The organism is Paenibacillus sp. NPDC058367 (genome assembly GCF_042723305.1).
In the GTDB taxonomy this organism is placed as follows: Bacteria; Bacillota; Bacilli; order Paenibacillales; family Paenibacillaceae; genus Paenibacillus_AQ.
Genome location: NZ_JBHXIZ010000003.1, coordinates 145,679 through 170,960 on the forward strand (window position 1 = coordinate 145,679; position 25,282 = coordinate 170,960).

The following is a 25,282-nucleotide window of genomic DNA, read 5'->3' on the forward strand; positions in this document are numbered from 1 at the left end:
CGCCTTACACCCTCTCAACCTGCTCTTCAACTTCAGGCTCATTGAAATAGGATTCGAGTTGAAGCTTCACACTACTTCTGGCACGAAACAACAATGATTTTACGGAGCTTACACTCTGATCCAAAATTTCTGCAATTTCTTGATAATCCATCTGATCGTATTCACGCAGGATTAGCGCAGAGCGTTGTTTCTCCGGAAGATTATTAATTGCCTCACGAACCAAATTCATCCGTTCTTTACGCAATGCAGCCTGCTCAGGCGCTACTTCAAACGGTGCAACGGGAGTATATCCACTCTCTTCTAGGGATACATTTCCGGCACGATTCTTACGAAGCTCACTTAGCACGGTATTACGAGCAATAGTGTACAACCACGTTGAAAAGGAAGCATCTACCTCTCGAAAGGAATGCAAGCTACGGAATGCCTTGTAGAAAGTCTCCGAACAAAGGTCCTCTGCAATTAGCTCCATTTGTGAGTTTCTAAGCATATGATATACAAATGCCAATATTTTTCGTTGATAACGACGCATTAATTCTGAATATAATTCTGTGTTGCCTTGTTTGATTTCCTGGATCAACTGGGAATCCGTCATGGTGAGATTGGCCCTCCTCGCCCTTGCACGTCTTTTCCCGTCCGGTCCGTACTTATTATACCGGTTTGGGCTTTAAAAGTTGCGCTGGTTTACTACAACTTTTTAGTTTATTACAAGAAGAAACGATATTGTCGACCTTTTATGTAAGACAAACGTTCCTCGTGGGAATTTAAGGGAAAACATATGACGTGCAACTTATCCGTTCTTCAATTTTGAAATACACCTATGTATATTCAAACACCCAATAATTAAGGCATGATGATTGTGATGAATATAAAAAGAAAAATGGCATATTTCTAAGAGCATATAAATTTTATAACGAATCTAGAAATATACCAGATCTATTGTATCACAGATTCTCATAGGATGACATTAATAGACTTCAGAGCGGTAATCTCGTCAGCATGACCTGACAACAGATTATAAACGAACATGAAGTTCAACCATAAGACTTTGATCACTGTAATATGACTTTAATCTCTTTTTAATAAACTGTTGACAAAATGTAAACGTATACATATAATAAAAGTACAGTATGGTTTCTCTCCACTCCTATCCAAATACTACACGGTTCCAATTTATTGTGAACTGTAGCCGCTTACTTTGTAAGCGGTCTTTTTTTGTCCTGTAAGCGCTGTACCTTTTGTTAGATGATCTATAATAGGTTATTTTACTATAGCGAGCGAATTAGCTTCCACAAATCCCCACAGTCATCTATTACCCCGTTTGCGTCCACTTGAAGAGGTATGGAAAAGAGTCAAGATAAACAATATACTAGCTATAAAGATATTTGTTGAGGTGAATATGAAATGAATGAAATCGATGAATCAAAACAACTTGTACTACAAATCGGCGGTGCCTTGAAAAAGTACAGAAAAGAAAAAAACATGAACTTAGATGACTTAGCGGAATTAACAGGTGTAAGTAAACTTACTCTGGGGAATATCGAACGCGGCGAGACAAATCCAACTTTGGCGATTATATGGAAAATTTCAAAAGGCCTATCTTTACCCCTACTAGCTTTGTTCAAATCTGAAGACCCTGTTAGTTTGTATCGAGCAGGCGAAGGTCTTCGGTTTTCTAATGATCAAAAGAATTGGATCATTGAACCCGTCTTTAAAAACGTAAGCAACGATATTGAAATGTGTCGAGCTTACTTACAGCCAAATAGTTCGTATCACCCTGAAGGTCATCATGTGAATACAACTGAAATTGCGACAGTAATGACTGGTTCCATTGAAATTCAAGTCAATGGTGAGATGTACACATTAAATCAATATGATACGATCAGTTTTCGTGCAGATCGCCCTCACTCTTATACCAATCATACGAATAGCGAAACAGTGCTCCATATCTCCTTAAAATATGGTTTCTAAAAGCCGAAAATTTCACTTATAAAATGCAACTCAGTATTCCATTATATATGGGAACTCAGAGTTGTATTTTTTTTAACTAATATAAAGCACTTCAAGTGATAGGACAGTCTTTATAAAGTTAACTATAAAATACTTATTGTTAATTTTAATATATTATAATATACTTTCATTGTCCGCGCGGATGTTATTTCGTAGTTTTTCAATCAGCAGAAAACCAAAAGTACACATAATTCTGGAAGGTGAAATGAAGAATGCCGAACAAGAAAATCTTACCATCATCTCTAGGGCTGCTAATACTCGGCATTATTATTATTGCCGCAAATTTACGTGCTCCCTTAACCTCGGTCGGTCCTTTAGTGGGTCTCATAAGGGAAGACGTTCATATCTCCAATACTTTAGCAGGCCTGATAACAACGGTACCGTTACTTACCTTTGCTTTATTATCGCCTCTAGTACCAAAACTAGGACGCAAGTATGGAGTAGAACTTTTAATTTTGTTTGCCCTGATCTTTTTGACTGTTGGTATTGTAATACGTTCTTTAGCTGGCGCTGCAAATCTGTATATTGGAACTGCAATTCTTGGATTTGCAATTGCCGTTTGTAATGTATTAATGCCAAGTTTAATCAAACGTGATTTCCCTAATAAAATAGGTGCCATGACTGGTATCTTTGGAATTTCAATGAGTTTATCTGGAGCGATCGCATCGGGAATTAGTGTACCGCTAGCCGCAAACGTAGGTTTAAAATGGCAGGGAGCGTTGGGAATATGGGGGATCTTAAGCTTTGTATCGATCCTCTGCTGGTTGCCTCAATTAAGGAAGCATACGAAGCGAACAACCTCGACGAGTCAACAGATGGCCTGCAATGATGTAAATGTTTGGCGTTCCCCTCTCGCCTGGCAAGTAACCTTGTTTATGGGTATGCAGTCCATGATTTTCTATGTGCTGATCGCATGGTTGCCTGAAATTTTAAAGCAGCAAGGCATTGACTCAAGCCAATCAGGATGGTACCTCTCAATAATGCAGTTAGCGCTGCTTCCATTTACCTTTATTGTCCCCGTTATTGCTGGGCGAATGTCAAGTCAACGTTCATTAGTGGCCATCACAACCATTTTGCTTTTGACGGGAACGCTCGGACTGCTTTACGGAAGCTCCAATATCATTCTGTTGTGGATCATCATACTAGGAATTGGTGGAGGCTGCGCCTTTAGCTTATCCATGATGTTTTTCGGTTTACGTACTAAAAATGCGCATCAAGCGGCGGAACTGTCTGGTATGGCGCAATCGATCGGATATCTGCTTGCCGCAATCGGTCCTGCCCTTATAGGATATCTGCATGATGCGACAAATAGTTGGAACCTGCCACTTTTCATTCTGCTTGGAGCTTCGGCCTTTCTCTTTTTAGTTGGTATAGGAGCAGCAAGAAATCGTTTTGTAGATAGCCAAAATAAGTTCGGGAACAGTTGCAAAAAGCCAAATCTAAATTAGAGCGAAAAACACCCAATATAAGCCCTCCAAATGAAATAGCTTCAGTGGAGTCCGAAAGACTACTTCAAAGGTGGTACTGACGGCGGCATGTGGAAGCTAGCAACCAACAAGCCAGAATAACAAAACAGCGATTCTCTAATAACATGAGAATCGCTGTTTTTACTATTTATTACGATTTGAAAATGACCCTGAGCGAACCTTAATACTACACATATACGGTATAATCGTGCTCCTGCAGGAGCACTTTCGCTCGTTCCATATCGTTCTCCTGACGAAAAGATAGGCGCATAATACCCGGCACATCTTCACGACTCTCGATGATTTGTACGTTGCTAAGGTTAATGCCTTGGTCCCCCAGCTCAGTAGCGATGCGACCGATAATCCCCGGATGATCCGGTACATCAATATGTAGGTCAAATAAAGGTGCGATCATGCCTTTACGCCGTTCAGGCAACTGACTGCGGAAGCCATTCGCTTCTTCGAAGGCCTCTTCAATCCCTACGCCATCTTCTCTTTCCAGTAGACGAACAAAAGAAGAAACTTCCTCGTTCCAATCCTTCAATAAACGAAGCATTACGGAACGATTGTTCAGCAAAATGTCTCGCCAAATTATAGGATCACTGGACGCAATCCGAGTGATATCCCGAAAGCCCCCTGCAGCTAGCATGCTATATAAGGAGTCGGTATCGTCATAGGCACGAATCTGATTTACCAAAGCAACAGCAATAATATGCGGTAGATGACTAATGGCACCTACAATCTCATCATGGCGTTCTGGATCAAGGCGTACTATCTGTGCTCTTGTGTGGTGTAGTAGAGACTCCAGTGCATGATAAGCCTCATCTGGCACTCCTGGAGGAGGCGTCAACACATAATAGGCATTCTCAAATAGCAGTGATGAAGCTGCCTCAACACCTGAGCGCTCTGATCCTGCCATTGGGTGTCCGCCGATAAAATGTACTCCAGGAATATCTAAGGAGACCGCACATGCGGCAATACTAGCTTTCGTGCTTCCTACATCTGTAATAATGCAGCCGGGTTTTAGAGGCAATTTACTTAATTGCTGCAGATAATCCTCTAACATCCCTACCGGTACACATAAAAAAATGAAATCAGCATCAAGTGCCGCTTCTTCAACAGAAAGCGTGGCTTGATCAACCACACCTCTGCTTATATATTTACTCGCGGATTCAGGACGGTGGGCATGTCCTACGACGGTCAGGCCCTCCTTGCCTTTAAAGCAAAGGGCCAGTGAGCCTCCGATCAGACCGACACCGAATATAGCTATTTTTGTCGTCATGTTCTTTGAACTACCTGCCTTTTTTAGTCTAGTCTTGCTGTTTATTACTAAGCCCGCACACCAGACTCTATAAGCGTTTGTTCCAGCGCAGTTATAAACGCTGTGTTCTGTTCAGCAGAGCCCACAGTAACACGAATATAAGTAGGGTAAACTTGATGACCCGCTCTTACTATGATTCCTTTACGCATCAAAGCATCGAAAACCTCGGTTGCAGGTTTGCGAACATCTACCATAATGAAGTTCCCGTGTGCAGGGAAGGATTCAAGGCCCAGACGTTTGAATTCACCTTGTAATTGGACAATACCCGCGCTATTAAGACGACGACATTCCTCCACGTATTCTTGGTCATTCAAGGCAGCAAGAGCCGCGGCTTGCGCAAGACGAGTGGTATTGAAAGGCTCGCGTACCTTGTTGATCAATGAAATAATCTCAGGACTAGCAACGCCATAACCAATACGCAATGCGGCTAAGCCATAAATTTTGGAGAATGTGCGGAGCACAACCAAATTCGTATAACGATTTAATAATTGGATACCGTTGGAGTAAGAAAGATCTGTTACGTACTCACAGTATGCTTCATCAAGAACAACCATTACATTGGAAGGAACAGCATCAAGGAAAGAAACCAAGGCTTCCTCTGGTACAATCGTTCCTGTTGGGTTATTCGGATTACAAATCCAGATAACCTTCGTACGGTCCGTAATACGGGCCAACATCCCATCCAGATCATGTGTACCATTTACAAGTGGTACCTCGATGGACACAGCACCTTCGATATCTGCGTTACTCTTATACACAGAGAAGGTCTGGTCAGCCATGATTGTCTCATCACCTGGCAAGAAGAAGGCACGAGCAATAAGAGCAATAATCTCATCAGAACCACAGCCGAAAATAATATTATCGCTGTTCACACCAAGACGGTTGGCAAGTGCTGCCGTCAACTCAACGGCCGATCCGTCTGGATATAGATAAAGATTCTCAAGCTCTGCTAGAATAGCTTCTTTAGCACTCGGGGAAGCTCCATACGGGTTCTCATTGGATGCAAGCTTAATAACCTCACTTAAGCCGAGCTCCTTCTTAACTTCGTCTATAGGTTTCCCTGGTTTGTAGACAGGGAGATTAACTATATTCGGTTTTGGATTCATGAATAGTCCTCGCTCTCCATAGTTGATTACTCCACTATACACAGGTCAAAATGACACTGTTATGGTCTTTTTAATTGTGCCACAAATTCTCGAATTTGCAACAGCCCCTCATTCCGTGTAGCGGGATTATCGAGCAGCGGAATGACCTCTTCTATTTTACGAACAATCGCACTACCTACTACCACGCCATCGCAAATCTGAGCAAAGCGGGCAACCTGTTCGCCAGTTGAGATCCCAAATCCTACAGCCACCGGCAGATCCGTAGCTTGACGCACGGAATCAATAAACGCCTCTACATCAGCATGGAAAGTGGATCGTTCCCCTGTCACACCTAACGAGGATACACAATAGATAAACCCACTCGCACCTGAGACAATCTTCGCAATACGTTCACTTGAGGTCGGTGCAACTAGTGGAATGAGATTAACGCCAACTTCACTACTGCGGCGACGCATCTCCTCTGATTCTTCGACAGGAAGATCTGGAATAATAAGTCCACTAATCTCATGAGCATTCAGTTCTGCGAAAAATGTATCCAACCCCATTTGCAGGATAGGATTGTAATAGGAAAACAAAATAAAGGGCAGGCTGCTTCCGGCTTGACGAGCTTTTAACGCGGTCTCCATACAGGTACGCAGGTGAACCTCCCCCCGCAGAGCTCGTGCAGACGCTCGCTGAATGACAGGGCCATCTGCTAGCGGATCAGAGTAAGGTACTCCTAGCTCCAAAATGTCTGCACCTGCCGCCTCCAGTTCTGCGATGATGGCAAGCGTAGTCTCCAGATCAGGGTCTCCAACCGTCAGAAAAGGAATTAATGCCGTCCGTTCTTCAGCTTTAAGCTTCCGGAATACCAAATCCATCCGGTTTGTAGTTTCGGTTGTCATTCGTTTCCCTTCCCTTCTGTGTACGCCATGATCGATTCCACATCTTTGTCTCCCCGGCCTGACAGGCAGATAACAACAATATCATCCTTGGTAAGGGTTGGACCCATCTTCACTACATGGGCTATCGCATGTGCTGACTCCAAAGCTGGAATAATACCTTCCGTTACACATAGCAGCTTCAGTGCATCAAGCGCCTCTGCATCCGTAATCGGAACATATTTTGCGCGTTCGATATCTTTTAAATAGGAGTGTTCAGGACCTACGCCTGGATAATCCAGACCTGCGGAGATGGAATGAGCCTCTGTTACTTGACCATGTTCATCCTGCAGAAGGTAACTCATCGAACCCTGGAATACGCCATGAGTCCCCTTACTCATCGTCGCCGCATGAAATGGTGTGTCAATTCCCTTGCCTGCTGCCTCAACACCAATCATACCGACACCTTTATCCTCTACGAATGGATAGAACATGCCGATAGCATTACTACCGCCGCCTACTGCAGCAACAAGCACATCCGGCAGTCTTCCTTCAGCCTCCAGAATCTGGCGCCGCGTTTCATCACCAATAACCCGCTGAAAGTTACGAACCATCATCGGATAAGGATGTGGGCCTACGGCAGAACCGAGAATGTAAAAAGTATCTTCCACATTGCTAACCCAGTAGCGAAGCGCTTCGTTGCCGGCATCTTTTAAGGTACGCGATCCGGACGTAACGGGAATTACCTCAGCACCAAGCAGCTTCATACGGAATACATTGAGTGCCTGGCGACGAGTATCCTCTTCCCCCATAAATACCTTACATTCCATACCAAGAAGGGCTGCAACCGTAGCAGTAGCTACACCATGCTGACCAGCTCCAGTCTCAGCGATCACCTTGGTTTTACCCATCATTTTAGCCAGAATGCCCTGACCAATCGCATTGTTAATCTTATGAGCGCCCGTATGATTCAAATCTTCACGCTTCAAATATATTTTTGCTTCTCCCAGATGTTTACTTAGACGTTCCGCATAATACAGTGGGGTCTCCCGTCCGGAATATTGCTTTAATAGATAATCTATTTCTTCTTGAAAAGCAGGGTCTGCCGAATACTTCTCATAGGCTTCCTCCAGCTCAATCAATGCAGTCATCAAAGTTTCGGGCACGAAGCGCCCTCCGAATGAACCGAAACGTCCATGCTGGTCCGGTACTTGTGTCATGATTGCTTCACCCTTTCCACAAAAGCTGTCATTTTAATAATATCTTTAACGCCTTCACTCTCTACTCCACTAGATACGTCTACTCCGTACGGAGCATAAGTATCTAGCAACTCTCCTATGTTATTAGGATGAAGTCCGCCAGCCACAAATAACGGCAAACCATTTCGTAGCGCGATTTCCTGATAATCAGGCAACCTCTCCCAAGCGAACGTGCGCCCAGAGCCGCCGCTCTGCTGAGGATCATAAGTATCTAACAATACAGCATCAACGAAGCCTGCGTATTGTTCCAATGTATATTTGTTATCCGCGTCATCACGCTCTTTATCAGCAACAGACAATGCCTTCCACACCTGAACTTGTGGGAAAGCTTGCCGAACCTTTTGACAAAAGGCTGGACTTTCCTGCCCATGTAGCTGAATGACATCTAGTGACACAACGGAAAGCAGTTCGCTCAGCTCATCCAGCTCTGGATTAACAAAAACCCCAGCAGCTTTAGGTTTTTCACTAGTCTTCCATTGCGGAAGTTCAGCAATCAGTTCGGAAGCACGCTCCAGAGTAACCCTGCGACGACTGGGAGCGAATACAAATCCAATATAATCTAGTGGTAAGTGTAACATAGATTTTAGCACTTCAACGTCCTGAAGTCCACAGATTTTTACCAATGTCTCAGCCATGCCGGACACGGTCCTTTCCATTTGGAAGCATTCCTAGCAATCCATTTACCGCTTCTTCTACATTTGCCTGACGCATTAGATATTCCCCTACGAGGACCCCGTGAGCGCCAGTCGTTCTTAAGTAGTCAATATCACTTGGCCCTGCAATTCCGCTTTCACTGATCACAGGTACCCCTTGAGGTACTAGTGCTGCCAGCTCTGCCGTTGTCTCTAAGGACGTCTCAAAGGTACGCAGATTACGATTATTAATACCCAGCAGAATATTAGGATGTGTTATCTTGTCTGTACTTAATACCACCGCAAGCTCATTCCGATCATGAACTTCGATTAATACATCCATTCCAAGTCCAGTAGCTATTTCTATAAAATGAGACAGTTTATCCGGTGTCAAAATAGCAACGATTAACAACACCGCATCTGCTCCAAGAATACGCGCTTCATAAATTTGTTTCTCATCGATAATGAAATCTTTGCGTAGCAGCGGCAGATTTACAGCTTCCTTCACTTGCTGCAAGTAAGCAGCGCTTCCCTGAAAATAATCCGTATCCGTCAAAACAGATAAACAATCAGCCCCGCCCGCTTCATAACCTTTTGCAATGGAAACAGGATCGAAATCCTCACGAATCAGCCCTTTTGAAGGGGATGCCTTCTTTACCTCCGCAATCAAACCTATATCCCTGTTCTTCCCCTGGGTCAGAGCCTTACGAAAGCCTCTAGTCTGAGGGAGTGCTGCTATATCACGTTCAGCTTGAGCTAGAGAAAAGCTATTACTGAGCGCCTCCACCTCTTTGATCTTTGTAGCGACAATTTTATCAAGATACATAATTAAGCTCCTCCGTCATCACAACAAGCTGTTTCAGCTTGGATAATGCCTTACCCGAATCCACTACTTCTTTAGCTTTCTCGACGCCTCCGGCCATGGTATCTGCCAGACCCGCAACATATATACATGCTCCTGCATTAGCTAACACGATATCTCGGTAGGGATTGATCTCACCTTGGAGCACAGAGGTAATAATTGCTGCGTTCTCTGCTGCGTCTCCACCCAAAACAGCTTCAAGTGGATGTCTGTTAAGACCTAATCCCTCCGGAGTAATTTCATAAGTTGTCACTACACCCTCTCTTAGTTCAGACACTAATGTAGAGGCTGAGATGCTGATCTCGTCTAGACCATCCGAACTGCTTACAACCATTGCGCGCTTGGAACCTAGCTCCTTCAGTACATTAGCCACCGTCTCCGTCTTATTTCGGTCATAAATCCCTAGGAGCTGACGGTCAGCTCCAGCGGGATTCGTAAGAGGACCCAACATATTGAAGATCGTACGTACACCAAGCTCCTTGCGAGGAGCTGCTGCATGCCGCATCGAAGGATGATAAATTTGTGCGAATAAAAAGCAAATGCCGATACGATCCAGACATTCTCGGGCTTGGTCTGCATTCAGATGAATGTTTACGCCAAGGGCTTCAAGTACATCCGCACTTCCCGCTCTGCCTGAAGCAGAGCGATTTCCATGCTTGGCAACTCTTACAGAAGCCGCTGATGAAATAATTGCTGAGGCGGTTGAAATATTAAATTTATGGATGCCGGAACCGCCCGTACCACAAGTATCTAACAAGCGTGCGCGATCAGTCAGTACGGATGTGCCGAACCCTCTCATAGCTTCTGCAAAACCCGTAATCTCCTCCACGGTTTCTCCTTTAATTCGTAAAGCGGTCAGCAGTGAACCGATTTGCGCTTGTGAAGCATCTCCTAGCATTATAGCACCCATTATATCCCGTGCTTCTGTACGTGTCAGATTCTTGCCTTCGATTAGTCCGGCGATTCCTGATTGAATTAATTTCGTTGCATCCATAATGTTCTTCCTCCCAGCCTTAATGAGTTACTATATAAATCAAACCACTTGTTCGGGGGTATATTCGTACATATAATCTTGGTTGATAACTTGTTTTTCTTTCACTTCGGATGGAAACATAGCTTCTGCCATACGAATAGCTTTCAGCATCCCCTTCGCCTTATTCACCGTTTCTTCATACTCTTTCTCGGGAACCGAATCCCAAACGATACCTGCTCCGGCCTGTACGTACGCACGACCTTTCCTGAAGATGATGGTACGAATGGTGATACAAGAATCCATGTTTCCTGAGAACCCTAAATATCCAATTGCTCCGGCATAAGCACCTCGAGCTTCTTTTTCCAGCTCTGCTATAATCTCCATAGCTCGCAGCTTCGGTGCCCCAGAAACCGTTCCGGCAGGCAGACAGGAGAGAAAGGCATCAAAGAAATCTTTATCCTCACTGAGCGTGCCTGACACATTCGATACCATGTGCATGACATGGGAGTATCTTTCAATCTCCATAAAGGAATCACATTTTACTGAACCAAATTTGGATACTCTCCCTAGATCATTACGACCCAAATCAACAAGCATCAGATGTTCCGCACGTTCTTTTTCATCCTCCAAGAGCTCCGCAGCAAACGCCCGGTCTGCTGCTTCACTGTCACCCCTTGGTCTAGTTCCAGCAATCGGCCGTGTCTCCACACGATTTCCATCTACCTTTACGAGTGCTTCAGGTGAAGTGCCAACAATAATCTCCTCGTCCATTTTCAAATAGTACATATAAGGAGAGGGGTTAAGAGTTCTGAGCATCCGGTATACATGCAATGGAGAAACTTCCGTTTCAATATGCAACCGCTGTGACAATACCACTTGAAAAATATCGCCTGAGCGAATATATTCCTTCGCCTGTTCTACATTGTTGATGTACTGCTCTTTAGTGAGATTAGAATGAATCTCTCCAAGCTCGATATCCTGCGGAATGCTGCGACGATTCACATTTTCCTTAGGGCCTTCTTTTTGCAGATCTTCGGCCATAGCCTCCAGCTTACGACTCAGGCTTTCATAATTGGATCTGATATCCGAATCTGTATCTCCGTCTTTTACATGCAGGTTACCAACAAGCAGAATCTGTTGCTTCACATGGTCAAAAACAATGATCCGATCGCAAAACATAAATCTTATATCATCCATTTGGAGATCATCCACAGGATGCTGAGGTAACTTCTCATAATATTGAAGCAGATCATATCCGAAAAATCCGATAGCCCCTCCAGTAAATGGAGGCATTTCGTCAAGCTTAGGACTACGGTATGAACGAAGTAACGCTTTAAGCTCCTCAATCGGCTTTCCGTATAGTTGCTTCTTCTCTCCGCCGACTTCAACGTTAATTGCACCCTTTTTACCGGATATCATCAAAAAGGGATCGCTACCGATGAACGAATACCGTGCCCATTGTTTTCCACCCTCTACACTTTCAAGTAAGAACGCGCGATCACGTTCAGCGAAACGTTGGAATAATCGGATAGGTGTTTCCATATCCGCGAGCAGTCGCTTTACAACAGGAATCAGATTATAATCCCGCGACAGCTTTACCACCTCTTGAACACTTGGATTCGTCATTGTTAGATGCCCCCTTAGATATATGAATGGTTCCGAAATACAAAAAAACCCTCTACCGAAGTAGAGGGTTTGTGTAAGTAAGTATATGTTTTTGAGCATGGATTAGCATAATTATGTAGTGTTTACAGACTTATCCCTAAATAAGATATATCACTGATAAATGACTTCAGTGCATATCAAAATAAAGACTCTGCTTACACGATACATGCTAATCTAAAAAACTTCTCGCACTCTGCTCAACTATACTCATCTCAACTAAACTAAACTCTTCTATACTCGGCTAACTACACTATACATGATGACGAGGGTCATTGACAACCCACAACTATAATTTAAGACTTGCTCTCTGATAAATCCGGACGTAGCTTCTGAGCCTCATTCAGATAAACGTGGCGAATCTCACGCTGCGATTTATCCGTATTAATCTGTACCATCAACCGGATACACATCGGCAAGCTTCCTTTAACCGGGATTTCCGTTGAACACATAAGTGGAACCATTTCCCAGCCTTCAATCTCACGAATAGCTCTTGCAGGAAAAGTAGCATCCAGATCATTGGTCATCGTAATCCATACATTGCTTATATTCTCAGCTATAACATCATTACGTTCTACGATCTCCCGCAGCAATATAACGGTCTCACGTAAAATCTCTGCCTCTTCGTTCTTAGTCACGGTTGTTGCTCCGCGAATTCCTCGGTTTACCACGGTCTTCCCTCCTTCTTAAGCTCTGCGAGAACCTCTCGCACAAGTGACTCCTGCACATCGTTCACAATGCTTACAGAGCCTATGGAATCAGGCACGATAAAGGTCATCTTGCCTTCCTTGAATTTCTTATCATGCATCATAGCGTCCATCAGTTCATCTTCATCATACTCGGAAGGAAGCCGTACAGGCAGTGACAGCGCGGTCAGCATAGATACAGTGTCCTCATAAATGGAAGTATCCCGCCCAAGCTTCGCAGCCAATAGCGCTGAACCCGCCATCCCAATCGCAATCGCTTCTCCGTGCAGAAACACCCCATACCCACCAACTGCTTCAATGGCATGTCCGATCGTATGTCCGAGGTTCAATATCGCTCGAAGTCCATGCTCACGCTCATCATTCGCCACTACATCTGCCTTAATTGCACAGCCACGCTCTAAAGCATAACCTAAGGCTTCGACATTCAGCTCTAGCAGCTCTTCGGCATGATCACGACACCAATATGCGAACTCTTTGTCCACGAGGAGACCGTGCTTTACCACTTCAGCCAAACCTGATGACACTTGCCGTGCTGGAAGAGTACTTAGTGTATCCAAATCGTAGAGTACCATTGACGGTTGATAGAAAGCCCCTATCATATTTTTGGCTAATGGATGATTGACCGCCACTTTACCACCTACACTACTATCATGAGCTAGGATCGTCGTCGGAATTTGCAGAAAGCCGATTCCACGCATATAGGTTGCTGCTACAAATCCTGCTAAATCGCCAACCACGCCGCCGCCTAAAGCTAAAACTGCTGAATTGCGGTCTAATCCTGCTTGAATCGCGGTTGTCATGACTTCTTCATACACGGCTAATGATTTAGAGGCTTCACCTGCCGTCATTATGTGACTAACCACAGTATAGCCGTGAGAACGTAAACCTTCTTCAAGAGCCGGCAAGTACCTTGGCGCTACTTCAGTATCACTCACTACTAACAGTGGACTACGCTCCGAAAATCCGGCCTCAGCACAATAATGGGCGATGTCCTTTAGTAAACCACTACCGATAAGAATAGGATACGAGCGGTCGCCCAAATCTACATTAATAGTACGCATAATTAGTAGCTCTCCAGCTGTGATAGGTAATTTTCATAGTTCGCTTTAATTTCTTCCAGTGAGTCGCCACCGAATTTATCAAGGAATGCTTTTGCGATTTCCCAAGCCACTACGTTTTCCAGAACAACACACGCCGCTGGAACTGCACAAGCATCGGAGCGTTCAACTTGCGCTGTAAATGGTTCTTTCGTGTCAATATCCACACTTTGAAGCGGTTTATAAAGGGTAGGGATCGGCTTCATGACACCGCGAACTACAACAGGCATGCCGTTAGTCATACCACCTTCAAAACCACCTAAGCGATTACTTGCACGGTAGTATCCTTTAGAAGCTTCATACATAATTTCATCATGGACTTGCGATCCACGCAATTTGCCAGCTTCAAACCCAATGCCAATTTCAACGCCTTTGAATGCATTAATCGACATTACCGCCCCAGCGATTGCTCCGTCAAGCTTCCGATCAGACTGTACATAACTGCCAAGTCCGATAGGAAGTCCTTCGACGATACATTCAACGATTCCACCGATGGAGTCGCCCTCTTCCTTAATCTGATCTATGTAAGCCTCCATCTTCTGTTCCGTTTCTTTGTCGACAACTCTAACAGAGGACTGTTCTGTCCGCTCAATCAGCTCATCGATAGGCAGATCGTTAGCAGGTGCTTCAATTTCACCGATACGAATAACTTGCCCTGCTACCTTCACGCCAAAAGCTGCAAGCAGCTGTCTGGCTACAGCGCCACATGCGACTCTGGCTGCTGTTTCGCGAGCACTGGAGCGCTCCAGTACGTTACGAAGATCCGTATGGTTGTACTTCAATCCGCCGTTCAGGTCTGCATGGCCAGGACGCGGCCGATTTACGCGGCGTTTTTCTTCGTCACTGCCAGGAATAGGCTCGATATTCATGATGTTCTTCCAGTGGGTCCAGTCTTTATTCTCTACTACCAAGGCTACTGGAGCACCTGTAGTATAGCCATGACGCACTCCACCTACAATTTGTGCCGTATCTTTCTCAATCTGCATGCGACGTCCACGCCCATAACCCTTTTGTCGACGCTGCAATTGAAAATTAAGCTCTTCAAAATCCAATGTCAAATTACTTGGCAATCCCTCAATAATGGCCGTAAGCTGGGGGCCGTGCGTTTCCCCCGCTGTTAAATAGCGCAAACTCATGCTGCGTTCCCCCTTTTATACTTTTAAACTGTAAACCGCTAAAATCCTAATGATCTTTGCTCATTATAGTATAGGCAATCCTCTTTGACAAGAAAGGGATATCCCTAAAACGACTCCATTCGCGACAAAATGAATTGGTTTTTGTGTAAAGAAAAAGCGCCATTCATACTCTAAAGAGTATGAATGGCGCTCCTCGGCTCGGTCCGGCACTTGTTAGCTTCCGATCCGCTGACTTGTTGAAGGAAATGTAGACTTACGCTCTTCCAGTTGCAGAAGGCGCTTCAATTGCATTTCTTCTACACCGAGAATTTGCCCGCACTCACGAACGGTAATAAAGCCTCGTTTGTACGCGGCAATGACCTTGCTTTTGTCCATCGGTTTAACGATCCTTTCGCTTAGCTTACAGATTCTACTACCCAGTATCACTGAACGATAGCGAAAGTATACCTATAAAAGTACACAGACGAAGGAGCAAGAAGTATTTATTTTTTACGATAGAAAAAGGTTTCCGTCGATTCAAAGCCATATTGCGCTGGCGTAAAGATCTGCTCTGTACTACCTACAAACAAATACCCGCCTGGACGTAAACTAGCCGAGAACTTATGGTAGAGCTTATTCTTCGCCTCTTCAGTAAAATAGATCATTACATTGCGACAAATGATAAGATCAAAACCCTCATCGAACTTGTCCAGCAGTAGGTTCTGTTTACGGAAATCTATGTTTTTCTTAAGCGTGTCGCTAACTTTGAATAAATGACCCTCGGGTTTAAAATAACGAGCAGCAACATCCTTAGGCACATCCTTTAAAGAACGTTCCAGATACAAACCTTGCTTTGCTTTGGAAAGCGCACCGTCGTCAATATCCGTAGCCAGAATGCCAGTCTGTCCCAATAAATTCTTATCCGATAAAATCATAGCCAGCGTATAGGGCTCTTCTCCAGTGGAACATGCAGCACTCCACAGTTTCAATCTGCGACCAGATTGTTGTATATCAGGAAGAATGATATCTCGCAGTACTTCCCACCGATTCGGATTCCGCCAAAACTCGGAGACATTAATCGTCATTCGGTCCAAAAATTCATAAAATAATTCCTTGTCCTTCATCATTGCGGCAAAAAAATCACTAAAGGTTTGATATCCATTCTTCACACGAAGAGTCGTTAAACGCCGCTTCATCTGCGCTTCTTTATACTGAGCCAGATCAATTCCGGTGCTTTGCTTAACATGATGAATAAACCCGATGTAATCTGAATCTGCTGTTAATGCTGCAACATTACGATCAGACATGTTAATCCCCCGCCTCCCGCTTGGCTCCTACATCCAGACTGCGATCTCTTTGTTATAAAGATTCAATTCATCTGGAGTAAAGAAATTAGCAATTTCTCGTTCTGCACTTTCAGGCGAGTCTGATCCATGAATTAAATTAAGCGGTGTATGGCTGGCAAAGTCGCCTCGAATCGTACCCGGCAAGGCTTCTCCTACTTTCGTCTTACCAATGAGCGTACGGGATAATGCTACAACATCATCACCTTCCCATACCATTGCAAACACTGGACCTGAAGTTATAAAAGAAACCAACTCTCCAAAAAAGTCCTTACCAGCATGCTCCGCATAATGTCTTTTTGCTTGGTCTTCACTAACTGTAATCAGCTTTGCAGCGACCAGCTTAAAGCCCTTATCTTCAAAGCGTGAGACAATACGCCCAATTAATCCACGTTGTACTCCATCCGGTTTGACCATCAGATACGTCTTTTCCATAGAGGCACTCTCCAATTTCCCATTAGTTGGGTTGTTTTGACGCTATCTTAACAGAATCCGAGCTTTCTGGAAACGTTTAATTTCATGATCACCAAAATACTAATAAGCTCTACCTGTTACAAAAAAGGCAATATCGCGCAGATTACGCTTAGTCTTGTTGTTAGGCAACTGATCTAGTGCAGCAAGTGCCTTCGCGATATATCGCGAAGCCAGCTCCTCGGAACGGGCAATTCCGTCTCCAGAAAGAATAAGATCAATAGCACGCCCTACTGTGCTGTGCCCTTCACGAATAGACTTCAACTCTTCAAGAAGCGGAGCTCGCAATCTTTCATCCTCCAGGCTATAAATGACAGGAAGGGTGATGTTCCCTTGCCGCATATCACTTCCTGGAGGTTTACCGATTTGCTTTTCAGTGCCTGAGAGGTCAAGTAAATCATCACGAATCTGGAAAGCCATCCCTACATTATATCCATAATTATAAAGTAGACGAGCCACCTCTGGTTCAGCATCAGCAGCAAGTGCACCTAATTGGCAACTGACTGCAATCAACAGCGCTGTTTTGCGGCGAATCCGCCGCAGGTAATGACGCACACTTTGCTCACTGTTGAAGAAGTCACGAATCTGCTCCATCTCACCGATCGACATTTCTATCATAGCCTTGGACAAAATCTGATGAATTCGCGGATTCTTCAGCTCCGTCGTCATCACCAGTGCTTTCGCATATATGTAGTCACCGGTGTACATGGCAATTTTATCGCCCCATTTGGCCTTAACAGTAAGTTCACCTCGGCGCAGTTCTGCATCGTCAATGACATCATCGTGAACTAGTGAAGCGCTATGAATTAGTTCTAGTGGTATCGCCACACGCTTCAGCTTCTCAAGATCATACTTTCCAAATTTCCCACCCATCAAAACAAATACGGGACGCAATCTTTTACCGCCAGCTTTTAATAAATGCAGAGAAGTCTCGGTTAGTAGGTCGTCATCACCCTGTACGCTACGGTACAAATCTTTTTCAATCTGATCCATGTCTCTGTTCAGTAATCCGAATATTTGCAGTCGTTTCATTCCTTCACCCGTGTCAACAGTTTATGACTCCAAATCTCCATCTTCACTGCCTGCGGCAGCAGACCCATCTCATAGGCATAGCGGAAATAGAGGTTCAGACCTTTCTGCTGCCTTTCTCCAAAATCATAGCTTAAATTGCGAAAGTACCCTTCCCAATAAGACTTAGTTCCTCCAATTGTCGAACAGGCTGCAAGTACTATAGGATCTAAATCACTTAATCCCCGCAGTTTACTCTCAGCAAAAGCTTCTGCAATCTCCGCAATGGCTTCCGGTTTGTCATTCGCAGCTTTTCGATTCACTGCCCAGACCGCAAAGGTCATCCCTAAGCCCGTCCATTCTTTCCAAAGCTCCGCCAGATCCGTAACGATATACCCTTGATCCTGCCAAGAGGCTTTAATCGCATGATCACCAATGAGTAAGCAGGCATCTGCTTGATGCATCATAGCATCCAAATCAGGATTAGCGCTAATATATTCTGGTTTATTGCCAAAAGCCTTTTCCATTAAAATTTTCAGCAAATTTACCGATGTTGCAGAAGTGTTCGTAACAGCAATCGTACCTGTACCTATCTGTGCAAGTGGCACTCGAGAAAAAAGAAAAATAGACCTCACAGGACCGTCCGCACTTACCGATAAATCAGGTAACAGCAATAACTTATCACTGGCTTCAGCATACGCAAAAGAGGATAATGCACCCACATGAATCGTTCCACGACTCATCCCCTGATTAAGAATGGCAGGTACCTCACTCACCATCTCTGCCGGATATTTCAGTGCAGAGGGATGAAAATTGTGAAATACCGGCCATGAGTTAGTATAGCTGATTTTGCCTATGATGGTGTGGCTGTTATTCTCCATCCTTTCAATCCCCCCATCTGCGAAATAATTGATGTTCAATATTAAAGCTGTCAAGCACTTTACCCACCATGAAATTAATCAGATCATCCATACTTTGTGGCCCAAAGTAAAACGCCGGCATTGCCGGAATGATCCGAACCCCCAGACGGGACAGCTTCAACATATTCTCAAGATGAATAGCATGCAGAGGTGTCTCACGAGGAACAAGGACCAGTGGACGTCCTTCCTTAAGCATAACATCAGCAGCACGAGTCATCAGATTGTCGGAGGTTCCATTAGCAACCGCAGACAATGTTCCCATGGAACAAGGCATAATAATCATCCCTTCCACACGAAACGAACCACTTGCAATAGATGCACCGATATCAGCGACAGGATGATAAAGTAGAGAACCGGGATAGCCTTTGAACTTTTCGTTCAAAAAGCCTTCCCGGTCTGATGCGATATAACCTAGTTCTTCTTTAAAAACGCGCCAGCCCGCATTACTTACTACCAAATGAACGGAGTAGCCTAGCGATAGCAACGTTTCGATCAGACGAATACCATAAATAGCACCGCTTGCCCCTGTAATTCCTACCACGAAGTTTTTCGGTTTAGTAAGCGTCATTTTTTGAAATGCACCACCAAGTCAATCAGAGTGAAAGAGAACACCACGATGCTTAGCACGCCGTTCATAGTGAAAAAAGCGGTCTGTAAACGACTGAGATCACTCGGAGATACAATATAATGCTCATAAAAGAGAATAATATATGCGAGGATCATACCAGCCACATACCACCAGCTTAAATCCGTCAAAAACAGCAGCGATACGAATCCAATCGCCGTAAGAATGTGAAACACACGGGCAATAACGAGTGCACCTTGGACCCCAAATCGCACTGGAATGGATTTTAAGCCTTCTTTAAGATCAAATTCAACATCCTGACAAGAGTATATAACATCAAAACCAGCCGTCCAAAACACAATTGTGAAGTAAAATACCATTGAAGTCCAATTCACACTACCGGTCACAGCTACCCAGCCGCCCAGCGGTGCAAGCGCAATGGTAAGGCCGAGGATAAGATGGCATGCCCATGTAAAGCGCTTAGTGAATGAATAAATAACAAGAAGGAATACAGCGATAGGTAACAGCTTAGCTGACAAAGGATTCAATTTAAAGGCTGCCCAAAAGAGCAAGAAAAACGAAATGCCTATAAAAATGACAACTTCACCGATCTTTAGTAACCCTGCAGGAATCGCTCTTCCCGCTGTGCGTGGATTCTTGGCATCACTGATTCGGTCTATCAATCGATTCAATCCCATAGCTGCACTTCGTGCTCCAAACATAGCGATTACAATCCAGCCAATTTGACTCCAGGATGGGAGGCTATCATTCATGACCACAGATCCCAGTAAAGCACCCATAAAGGCAAAGGGTAAAGCAAATACCGTATGTTCAAACTTAATCATTTGTAAAAAGATACCGATTTTCTTAAACATTCCTGTTCTCCTTGAGCCCAATATGTAATGCCGCGATGCCTCCGGTCAAGGGGAAGGATTCCACTTTTTGAAGTCCGGTTTCACGGAAAATAGTGGCCAGTTGCTCCCGGTCTGGGAACATTGCCAATGATTCTGGCAGCCATTTGTATTGCTCGTACCTTTTCGCGAATAACTTACCAAGCAATGGAAGTACACGCTGGAAATAAAAGAAATATACGCCTTTAAACGGCTGTTTCATCGGCTTAGATAGCTCCAAACATACAACCATTCCACCAGGTTTTACTACCCGCTTCATTTCGTTAAGCACTTGAACAGGATCTGGCACATTGCGTAGTCCGAATCCAATCGTTGCATAATCAAACGCATTGTCTTCAAAAGGCAGCTCCATAGCATTGCCCTGCACCAGCGAAATACGGTCCTGAAGCTTGCGCTCTTCCACTTTTCGGCGACCTACTTCAAGCATACCTGCGCTGAAATCCAGTCCGATTACATTGCCAGTCTGCGAAGCTTCCGCCAAAGCGATGCTCCAATCACAGGTTCCGCAACATAGGTCAACGGCCGAATCCCCGCGCTTCATCCCCATCTTCTTCATCGTGAATTTACGCCATGCCTTGTGGCGGCGAAAGCTTAGGATGTCATTCATCAAATCGTATTTTCCAGCAATACTCTCAAATACGGAATGTACAAACTGCTCTTTTGGTTTGCTGTTATCACCCACAGCAGTTGTCGTTTTTTCCATAGTCATCCCTTAACCCTCCACGGCTGCTTGTCCTGTGACCTTCATCTGCAGGAGAAAACGATCCAGCGCGATCTCTAGCTCTTTAAGTAAACTCTCGTCTTTAACGCTTTGCAATAGCCCCTGAATAGACTGAAGCGATTGATGAAGCTTGTCCGTCAGTTGCGAATCACATTTATATTTCATTTTTAGCATCTTCCATTCCTTCTGATCAAGGTTTAGGTCTTGAAGTTGCTTACGTTCTTCCTCTGTTGCAGTCTCCATCATCTTCCAGTAGCAATAGCCATTCCCTGCATTCGCAGGATCATCACTACGAAGAAGTTCAATAGCAACGGTCTCGCACTGACTGAATTCTGCCAGCAGTTTTTCCCACAGCTCCACTAAGGAGTTCTCAATCATAGGCGTAAAAGAAAGGAACAGCAGCATATTCAGCTGTACCATGTGCCGCAAGTATTGTTCAGCCGAAAGGCGTATGCCTCTCATCTTCACGTAGAGATTCGCTTTCAAGACATTGAAATCTGCAATCGCCTTACTCAAGATTCCAATCATCTCGATCTGATCACTCTTTGCAAGCAAATGGTAAAACCAGCTGCTGAAGTAATCGCCAGCTAGTACCTTCAATTGACGGGAACGCATAGGGTCTCCCCCCCGTCTATCATTCGAACGGTCAATGACCTCATGCGTGTCCAGACCTAGTTGAACAAGCGCTGTCACAAGCGTGTACAACTCTCCGGCACTTCCTTTTGCAGAAGAAGCATGATTTAGAAAAATATATAACAAATGACCCCGGCCATCAGAAAACGGCGGCAAATCCGTATGCTTCTGAATCATGTCGTAGTCGGTGTAGGGTTTAGCCAGTTGCGGTATGCAGTACGGTTTCATTTCAGCCTCCGAAGCCATTGACATAATAATAATTCGTTTGTTCACAATCTTGTCTATTATATCACATGTTTTTTTGTCACGCACTGTGGTACGCCTGAGTTTCTTTTAATCCATTTAAGGATAAATGAACTGTTTCTTCCAGAGCTCGGTTTCACTAATGCGGAAGCCCGTTTTGAGACGATCCGATATAGGAAGATTACCCGCAGACTGAAGTTCATCTTGCAGCGTATAAGACCACTCAGAACGTCTGATATCACCAGCTAACAGCAGTCGGCGGCTACCAAGCCATTTATCTTCTACCACAATGCGAAGTAGAAGTTGATCCACATTCGAGGTTTCCTGAATAGCAAAGGAAATGGCCAGAGCCATATTTTGATAGAGTTCCTCAGGTTCATGATCGTTCCCGCTCACTTTCAGATCCAGTGACAGAACATGATCTTCCCAGCCAACGCTATCTATGGATAAGGTCAACGGAAGAGCGCCCAGAACATCAACAAGATTGTCATTGCCCAGCACTGTGTTATGGCTGCCAGTAAAAGTCTCCACTGTCCCATTTCTCTGCTGTACGGATGAGTCTAAGTCTGCCAGTTTCGGCAAAATAACAGCAGAGGTCGCAGTCAAGAGTAATACGGCACCAATCAACCAGGCTTTGTTCATGGACACGCCCCCCTTATCCATAGTACCCACTTTTTTTGTGGATATGATCATTCACCCTTACTATATTTTGAAAAAAAGCAGGCTATGCCTGCTTTTCAGCTTTCACTTTCCAATTGTCCGTGTTTCGTTAAAATTTCAGCTTTTCCGCGGATTTTCATTGCTGAGGTATGATCGGTAAATTGGGCAATCAACACCTCACCCTTGTCTAGCTTCTCTGTATGATGAAAGCGTGTATCCGTACCTCTAGTTAGCCCAATGACTTGAACGCCATTTTCTTTGGCCTTAACCACAATATAGTCGCTACCTGTCGGAAGCGGATTTTCGCTCGTATTTTTATCCGTCATCGCTGATCCTCCTCTAAACCTAATGTACAGCCCATGCTATTCCAAAAAACAAATGCCGCCTTGGAGGGCGGCATAGTTGTTACTTAAAAAGACTATGGGATTGATATGTAGAAATCTTTATTTGATTCCGTCTTTCAGCGCTTTACCAGGTTTGAATGCCGGTACCTTGCTTGCAGGAATTTCGATTTCTTCACCAGTTTGTGGGTTACGGCCTTTACGTGCGGAACGTTCGCGCACTTCAAAGTTTCCGAATCCAACCAGTTGTACTTTATCACCGCTTTGCAGCGCTTCTGTAATTGCTTCGAAAACCGCATCTACAGCTTTAGTAGCATCCTTCTTGGGAAGTTCAGTTGCTTCTGTAACTACATTGATCAAATCAGATTTATTCATGTTTTCTCACCTCCCTGAGTAAATTTCCGGTATCATACACTGTTTCCGTTTAAACGTAAAATATACGTGATAATCCCGTTTATTACTGAACACTGGCGCCCATAGACCTTGAAGCGCAACAAACTTATAGTAATACAGCCCATCCATAAATTCAAGCAGTTAGACAAAAAAGGAGTAGAAATTATCATCTATGCTTGCATAAACATCTAATTCCCATCTAATTTTATAGACCTATAAGACCAGGTTAATTCTTCTTTTCAGAAAAAAAATTGAGTCAGATTCACCGTTATTATAGGAACTAGGAATCAAGTTTCGTTATTTTTACGCATAAAAAGAGTGGGATCTCTCCCACTCTTCCAATCTGCTTAAATTTAAGTTAGAGAATAATTGCAATAAGTCCGCCTGAGCCTTCATTGATGATCCGACCAAGCGTTTCTTGCAATTTGTAGCGCGCATTATCCGGCATCATCGCGATCTTGCCTTGAATACCTTCCCTCACAATGGAATGCAAGGAGCGCCCAAAAATATCGGATTCCCAAATCTTAATTGGGTCGTTCTCGAAATCCTGCATCAAATAACGGACCAACTCTTCACTTTGTTTCTCTGTACCAATGATTGGTGAGAACTCAGATTCAACATCAACACGAATCATATGAATAGATGGTGCGGTGGCCTTTAAGCGAACCCCAAAGCGAGAGCCTTGACGAATCAGCTCTGGTTCATCTAGCGCCATTTCAGCTAGTGAAGGAGCAGCAATACCATAACCGGTAGTCTTGACCATTTCTAAAGCTTCAGAGAAACGGTCGTACTCTCTTTTCGCGTGTGAGAATTCCTGCATCAGCTGGAGCAAGTGATCTTTACCGCGGATTTCAACCCCTACTACCTCCATCAGAACCTGATCATACAGCTCTTCTGGGGCATACAGATCGATCTCTGCTACACCCTGACCCATGTTCATACCACTTAGGCCTGCTTTATCGATAAAATCATACTCTGTGAACTGAGATACGAGCCGGTCAACATCCCGCAAGCGGCGAATGTCTTTTACCGTATCGCGAACGGAGTTCTCATAGCTACTACGCAGCCAGTGATTCTCTCCAAGCACCATGACCCAGCTTGGCAAGTTCACATTTACTTCATGAACAGGGAATTCGTACAATACTTCACGCAGTACACCTGTTACATCCTCTTCGGTCATGTTTGCTGCGCTGAGTGTCATGACAGGGATATCGTATTTGATGGCTAGCTCGCTACGGAGCTGCTGTGCTTCCTCACTGCGTGGGCGAGTGGAGTTAATGACAAGCACAAATGGCTTACCCACTTCCTTCAGCTCTGCAATGACGCGCTCTTCAGAGTCCACGTACGAGTTCCGCGGAATTTCTGCAATCGTACCATCTGTTGTTACTACAACACCAAGCGTTGAATGCTCCTGGATGACCTTACGGGTCCCGATTTCTGCCGCTTCCTGAAAAGGAATTGGCTCCTCAAACCAAGGTGTAGAGATCATTCGTGGTCCATTCTCATCCTCGTAGCCTTTAGCGCCTTCTACAGCGTAACCCACACAGTCTACCAGTCGAACGTTAACCTCAAGCCCTTCCGCAACCTTGATTTGGACTGCGTTGTTAGGCACGAACTTAGGTTCAGTGGTCATAATTGTTTTGCCTGCTGCGCTTTGCGGAAGCTCATCCACAGCTCTTACCCGATCTGCCTCATTCGTGATGTTAGGCAGGACAATTGTTTCCATGAAGCGCTTGATAAATGTCGATTTCCCCGTGCGAACCGCGCCGACGACGCCAAGATAAATGTCTCCGCCGGTACGCTCGGCAATGTCCTTGAAAATATCCACTTTTTCCAAAAGAGATCCCCTCCTCATATTACTCCGAAGAAAAAATGCCTGAAGAGCATCGACTTCGCGTTCCGCCGGTAATCTGACCCTTGCAGGACATCAACCGGACTTATCGTATGCCCGCCCGAAGCCTAGCTGCTTTCGACCGGGACGTACTGGCCCCGCGCTAAACTCCGAA

Annotated in this window: 27 protein-coding genes; 2 read left to right on the forward strand and 25 right to left on the reverse strand. The window is 44.6% G+C overall.

Features of this window, described 5'->3' with window-relative positions; all coding sequences use genetic code 11:
* Positions 1-4: 4 nt before the first annotated feature.
* Positions 5-592, reverse strand: a complete 588-nt coding sequence (locus ACFWMP_RS17480) for an RNA polymerase sigma factor (protein WP_042190156.1) — start codon at positions 590-592, stop codon at positions 5-7.
* A gap of 809 nt (positions 593-1,401) precedes the next feature.
* On the opposite strand from ACFWMP_RS17480, the gene ACFWMP_RS17485 reads away from it, so the two are divergent.
* Together ACFWMP_RS17485 and ACFWMP_RS17490 are read left to right on the forward strand one after the other, a co-directional pair.
* A complete protein-coding gene (locus tag ACFWMP_RS17485) occupies positions 1,402-1,968 on the forward strand; it encodes a helix-turn-helix domain-containing protein (protein ID WP_042190158.1) in 567 nt (188 codons plus the stop codon).
* Positions 1,969-2,219: 251 nt separating this feature from the next.
* The gene (locus ACFWMP_RS17490) at positions 2,220-3,455 is read left to right on the forward strand and encodes a CynX/NimT family MFS transporter (protein ID WP_379424361.1); all 1,236 of its coding nucleotides are present in this window, start codon (positions 2,220-2,222) and stop codon (positions 3,453-3,455) included.
* 205 nt (positions 3,456-3,660) lie between these two features.
* On the opposite strand, the gene ACFWMP_RS17495 is transcribed toward ACFWMP_RS17490, so the two are convergent.
* The 24 genes from ACFWMP_RS17495 to spoIVA all read right to left on the reverse strand — a co-directional run bounded on the left by ACFWMP_RS17495 (position 3,661) and on the right by spoIVA (position 25,113).
* Positions 3,661-4,755 carry a prephenate dehydrogenase gene (locus ACFWMP_RS17495; RefSeq protein ID WP_379424362.1) on the reverse strand — a complete coding sequence of 365 codons (1,095 nt, stop codon included), beginning with the start codon at positions 4,753-4,755 and terminating at the stop codon, positions 3,661-3,663.
* Between the two features lie 47 nt (positions 4,756-4,802).
* Positions 4,803-5,900 carry a histidinol-phosphate transaminase gene (hisC, locus tag ACFWMP_RS17500; RefSeq protein ID WP_076284569.1) on the reverse strand — a complete coding sequence of 366 codons (1,098 nt, stop codon included), beginning with the start codon at positions 5,898-5,900 and terminating at the stop codon, positions 4,803-4,805.
* Positions 5,901-5,959: 59 nt separating this feature from the next.
* Positions 5,960-6,784 carry a tryptophan synthase subunit alpha gene (gene trpA, locus ACFWMP_RS17505; RefSeq protein WP_042190168.1) on the reverse strand — a complete coding sequence of 275 codons (825 nt, stop codon included), beginning with the start codon at positions 6,782-6,784 and terminating at the stop codon, positions 5,960-5,962.
* The gene (trpB, locus tag ACFWMP_RS17510; protein WP_042190170.1) at positions 6,781-7,980 is read right to left on the reverse strand and encodes a tryptophan synthase subunit beta; all 1,200 of its coding nucleotides are present in this window, start codon (positions 7,978-7,980) and stop codon (positions 6,781-6,783) included. The genes trpA and trpB overlap by 4 nt, the downstream gene beginning before the upstream one ends.
* Positions 7,977-8,654 carry a phosphoribosylanthranilate isomerase gene (locus ACFWMP_RS17515; RefSeq protein WP_379424595.1) on the reverse strand — a complete coding sequence of 226 codons (678 nt, stop codon included), beginning with the start codon at positions 8,652-8,654 and terminating at the stop codon, positions 7,977-7,979. The genes trpB and ACFWMP_RS17515 overlap by 4 nt, the downstream gene beginning before the upstream one ends.
* Positions 8,647-9,477, reverse strand: coding sequence for an indole-3-glycerol phosphate synthase TrpC (gene trpC, locus ACFWMP_RS17520; protein ID WP_042190172.1), 831 nt, complete (start codon positions 9,475-9,477; stop codon positions 8,647-8,649). Before trpC ends, ACFWMP_RS17515 begins: the two co-directional genes overlap by 8 nt.
* Positions 9,467-10,507 carry an anthranilate phosphoribosyltransferase gene (gene trpD / locus ACFWMP_RS17525; RefSeq protein WP_379424363.1) on the reverse strand — a complete coding sequence of 347 codons (1,041 nt, stop codon included), beginning with the start codon at positions 10,505-10,507 and terminating at the stop codon, positions 9,467-9,469. The genes trpC and trpD overlap by 11 nt, the downstream gene beginning before the upstream one ends.
* Positions 10,508-10,546: 39 nt before the next feature.
* On the reverse strand, positions 10,547-12,112 hold the full coding sequence (gene trpE / locus ACFWMP_RS17530) for an anthranilate synthase component I (protein ID WP_339266181.1): 1,566 nt from the start codon (positions 12,110-12,112) through the stop codon (positions 10,547-10,549).
* Between the two features lie 332 nt (positions 12,113-12,444).
* Entirely contained in the window at positions 12,445-12,819 is a 375-nt protein-coding gene (gene aroH, locus ACFWMP_RS17535; protein WP_042190180.1) for a chorismate mutase, read from the reverse strand.
* Positions 12,813-13,916: a 3-dehydroquinate synthase gene (gene aroB, locus ACFWMP_RS17540; RefSeq protein WP_339242713.1), complete on the reverse strand. Its 1,104-nt coding sequence runs from the start codon at positions 13,914-13,916 to the stop codon at positions 12,813-12,815. Before aroB ends, aroH begins: the two co-directional genes overlap by 7 nt.
* Positions 13,917-13,918: 2 nt before the next feature.
* A complete protein-coding gene (aroC, locus tag ACFWMP_RS17545) occupies positions 13,919-15,088 on the reverse strand; it encodes a chorismate synthase (protein ID WP_042190184.1) in 1,170 nt (389 codons plus the stop codon).
* 213 nt (positions 15,089-15,301) lie between these two features.
* Positions 15,302-15,463: a hypothetical protein gene (locus tag ACFWMP_RS17550; protein WP_170880309.1), complete on the reverse strand. Its 162-nt coding sequence runs from the start codon at positions 15,461-15,463 to the stop codon at positions 15,302-15,304.
* Positions 15,464-15,570: 107 nt separating this feature from the next.
* Positions 15,571-16,374, reverse strand: a complete 804-nt coding sequence (locus ACFWMP_RS17555; RefSeq protein WP_076284563.1) for a CheR family methyltransferase — start codon at positions 16,372-16,374, stop codon at positions 15,571-15,573.
* Positions 16,375-16,401: 27 nt separating this feature from the next.
* The gene (gene ndk / locus ACFWMP_RS17560; protein ID WP_339242717.1) at positions 16,402-16,845 is read right to left on the reverse strand and encodes a nucleoside-diphosphate kinase; all 444 of its coding nucleotides are present in this window, start codon (positions 16,843-16,845) and stop codon (positions 16,402-16,404) included.
* A gap of 99 nt (positions 16,846-16,944) precedes the next feature.
* The gene (locus tag ACFWMP_RS17565) at positions 16,945-17,913 is read right to left on the reverse strand and encodes a polyprenyl synthetase family protein (RefSeq protein WP_340971565.1); all 969 of its coding nucleotides are present in this window, start codon (positions 17,911-17,913) and stop codon (positions 16,945-16,947) included.
* Positions 17,910-18,770 carry a menaquinone biosynthetic enzyme MqnA/MqnD family protein gene (locus ACFWMP_RS17570; RefSeq protein WP_076299575.1) on the reverse strand — a complete coding sequence of 287 codons (861 nt, stop codon included), beginning with the start codon at positions 18,768-18,770 and terminating at the stop codon, positions 17,910-17,912. Before ACFWMP_RS17570 ends, ACFWMP_RS17565 begins: the two co-directional genes overlap by 4 nt.
* 4 nt (positions 18,771-18,774) lie before the next feature.
* Entirely contained in the window at positions 18,775-19,377 is a 603-nt protein-coding gene (locus ACFWMP_RS17575) for a UbiX family flavin prenyltransferase (RefSeq protein ID WP_042190195.1), read from the reverse strand.
* Positions 19,374-20,249 (reverse strand): UbiA-like polyprenyltransferase, encoded by an 876-nt coding sequence (locus tag ACFWMP_RS17580; protein WP_042190197.1) that lies wholly within the window; start codon positions 20,247-20,249, stop codon positions 19,374-19,376. Before ACFWMP_RS17580 ends, ACFWMP_RS17575 begins: the two co-directional genes overlap by 4 nt.
* Positions 20,242-20,994: a demethylmenaquinone methyltransferase gene (locus ACFWMP_RS17585; RefSeq protein WP_143764070.1), complete on the reverse strand. Its 753-nt coding sequence runs from the start codon at positions 20,992-20,994 to the stop codon at positions 20,242-20,244. Before ACFWMP_RS17585 ends, ACFWMP_RS17580 begins: the two co-directional genes overlap by 8 nt.
* A gap of 3 nt (positions 20,995-20,997) precedes the next feature.
* Positions 20,998-21,951 carry a heptaprenyl diphosphate synthase component 1 gene (locus ACFWMP_RS17590; RefSeq protein ID WP_379424364.1) on the reverse strand — a complete coding sequence of 318 codons (954 nt, stop codon included), beginning with the start codon at positions 21,949-21,951 and terminating at the stop codon, positions 20,998-21,000.
* Positions 21,952-21,981: 30 nt separating this feature from the next.
* Positions 21,982-22,524, reverse strand: a complete 543-nt coding sequence (locus ACFWMP_RS17595) for a hypothetical protein (RefSeq protein WP_339242722.1) — start codon at positions 22,522-22,524, stop codon at positions 21,982-21,984.
* Between the two features lie 95 nt (positions 22,525-22,619).
* On the reverse strand, positions 22,620-22,868 hold the full coding sequence (mtrB, locus tag ACFWMP_RS17600; RefSeq protein WP_042190204.1) for a trp RNA-binding attenuation protein MtrB: 249 nt from the start codon (positions 22,866-22,868) through the stop codon (positions 22,620-22,622).
* A gap of 117 nt (positions 22,869-22,985) precedes the next feature.
* Positions 22,986-23,258, reverse strand: a complete 273-nt coding sequence (locus tag ACFWMP_RS17605; protein ID WP_036676223.1) for an HU family DNA-binding protein — start codon at positions 23,256-23,258, stop codon at positions 22,986-22,988.
* Positions 23,259-23,634: 376 nt separating this feature from the next.
* Positions 23,635-25,113: a stage IV sporulation protein A gene (spoIVA, locus tag ACFWMP_RS17610; RefSeq protein ID WP_042129583.1), complete on the reverse strand. Its 1,479-nt coding sequence runs from the start codon at positions 25,111-25,113 to the stop codon at positions 23,635-23,637.
* Positions 25,114-25,282: the final 169 nt, after the last annotated feature.

Excerpts from the sequence above, each read along its gene's own strand:
- ACFWMP_RS17490 (WP_379424361.1), top strand. The coding sequence starts at position 2,220 with ATGCCGAACAAGAAAATCTTACCATCATCTCTAGGGCTGCTAATACTC.
- trpB (WP_042190170.1), bottom strand. The coding sequence starts at position 7,980 with ATGACACAAGTACCGGACCAGCATGGACGTTTCGGTTCATTCGGAGGG.
- ACFWMP_RS17515 (WP_379424595.1), bottom strand. The coding sequence starts at position 8,654 with ATGGCTGAGACATTGGTAAAAATCTGTGGACTTCAGGACGTTGAAGTG.
- ACFWMP_RS17570 (WP_076299575.1), bottom strand. The coding sequence starts at position 18,770 with ATGGAGAATAACAGCCACACCATCATAGGCAAAATCAGCTATACTAAC.
- ACFWMP_RS17595 (WP_339242722.1), bottom strand. The coding sequence starts at position 22,524 with ATGAACAAAGCCTGGTTGATTGGTGCCGTATTACTCTTGACTGCGACC.
- ACFWMP_RS17480 (WP_042190156.1), bottom strand. The coding sequence starts at position 592 with ATGACGGATTCCCAGTTGATCCAGGAAATCAAACAAGGCAACACAGAA.
- ACFWMP_RS17605 (WP_036676223.1), bottom strand. The coding sequence starts at position 23,258 with ATGAATAAATCTGATTTGATCAATGTAGTTACAGAAGCAACTGAACTT.
- trpC (WP_042190172.1), bottom strand. The coding sequence starts at position 9,477 with ATGTATCTTGATAAAATTGTCGCTACAAAGATCAAAGAGGTGGAGGCG.
- trpD (WP_379424363.1), bottom strand. The coding sequence starts at position 10,507 with ATGGATGCAACGAAATTAATTCAATCAGGAATCGCCGGACTAATCGAA.
- ndk (WP_339242717.1), bottom strand. The coding sequence starts at position 16,845 with ATGGAAAAGACGTATCTGATGGTCAAACCGGATGGAGTACAACGTGGA.
- aroC (WP_042190184.1), bottom strand. The coding sequence starts at position 15,088 with ATGAGTTTGCGCTATTTAACAGCGGGGGAAACGCACGGCCCCCAGCTT.
- mtrB (WP_042190204.1), bottom strand. The coding sequence starts at position 22,868 with ATGACGGATAAAAATACGAGCGAAAATCCGCTTCCGACAGGTAGCGAC.
- ACFWMP_RS17550 (WP_170880309.1), bottom strand. The coding sequence starts at position 15,463 with ATGGACAAAAGCAAGGTCATTGCCGCGTACAAACGAGGCTTTATTACC.
- ACFWMP_RS17575 (WP_042190195.1), bottom strand. The coding sequence starts at position 19,377 with ATGACGCTTACTAAACCGAAAAACTTCGTGGTAGGAATTACAGGGGCA.
- trpA (WP_042190168.1), bottom strand. The coding sequence starts at position 6,784 with ATGACAACCGAAACTACAAACCGGATGGATTTGGTATTCCGGAAGCTT.
- ACFWMP_RS17485 (WP_042190158.1), top strand. The coding sequence starts at position 1,402 with ATGAATGAAATCGATGAATCAAAACAACTTGTACTACAAATCGGCGGT.
- ACFWMP_RS17495 (WP_379424362.1), bottom strand. The coding sequence starts at position 4,755 with ATGACGACAAAAATAGCTATATTCGGTGTCGGTCTGATCGGAGGCTCA.
- aroB (WP_339242713.1), bottom strand. The coding sequence starts at position 13,916 with ATGCGTACTATTAATGTAGATTTGGGCGACCGCTCGTATCCTATTCTT.
- hisC (WP_076284569.1), bottom strand. The coding sequence starts at position 5,900 with ATGAATCCAAAACCGAATATAGTTAATCTCCCTGTCTACAAACCAGGG.
- ACFWMP_RS17585 (WP_143764070.1), bottom strand. The coding sequence starts at position 20,994 with ATGACTATGGAAAAAACGACAACTGCTGTGGGTGATAACAGCAAACCA.
- ACFWMP_RS17580 (WP_042190197.1), bottom strand. The coding sequence starts at position 20,249 with ATGTTTAAGAAAATCGGTATCTTTTTACAAATGATTAAGTTTGAACAT.
- trpE (WP_339266181.1), bottom strand. The coding sequence starts at position 12,112 with ATGACGAATCCAAGTGTTCAAGAGGTGGTAAAGCTGTCGCGGGATTAT.
- ACFWMP_RS17555 (WP_076284563.1), bottom strand. The coding sequence starts at position 16,374 with ATGTCTGATCGTAATGTTGCAGCATTAACAGCAGATTCAGATTACATC.
- ACFWMP_RS17565 (WP_340971565.1), bottom strand. The coding sequence starts at position 17,913 with ATGAAACGACTGCAAATATTCGGATTACTGAACAGAGACATGGATCAG.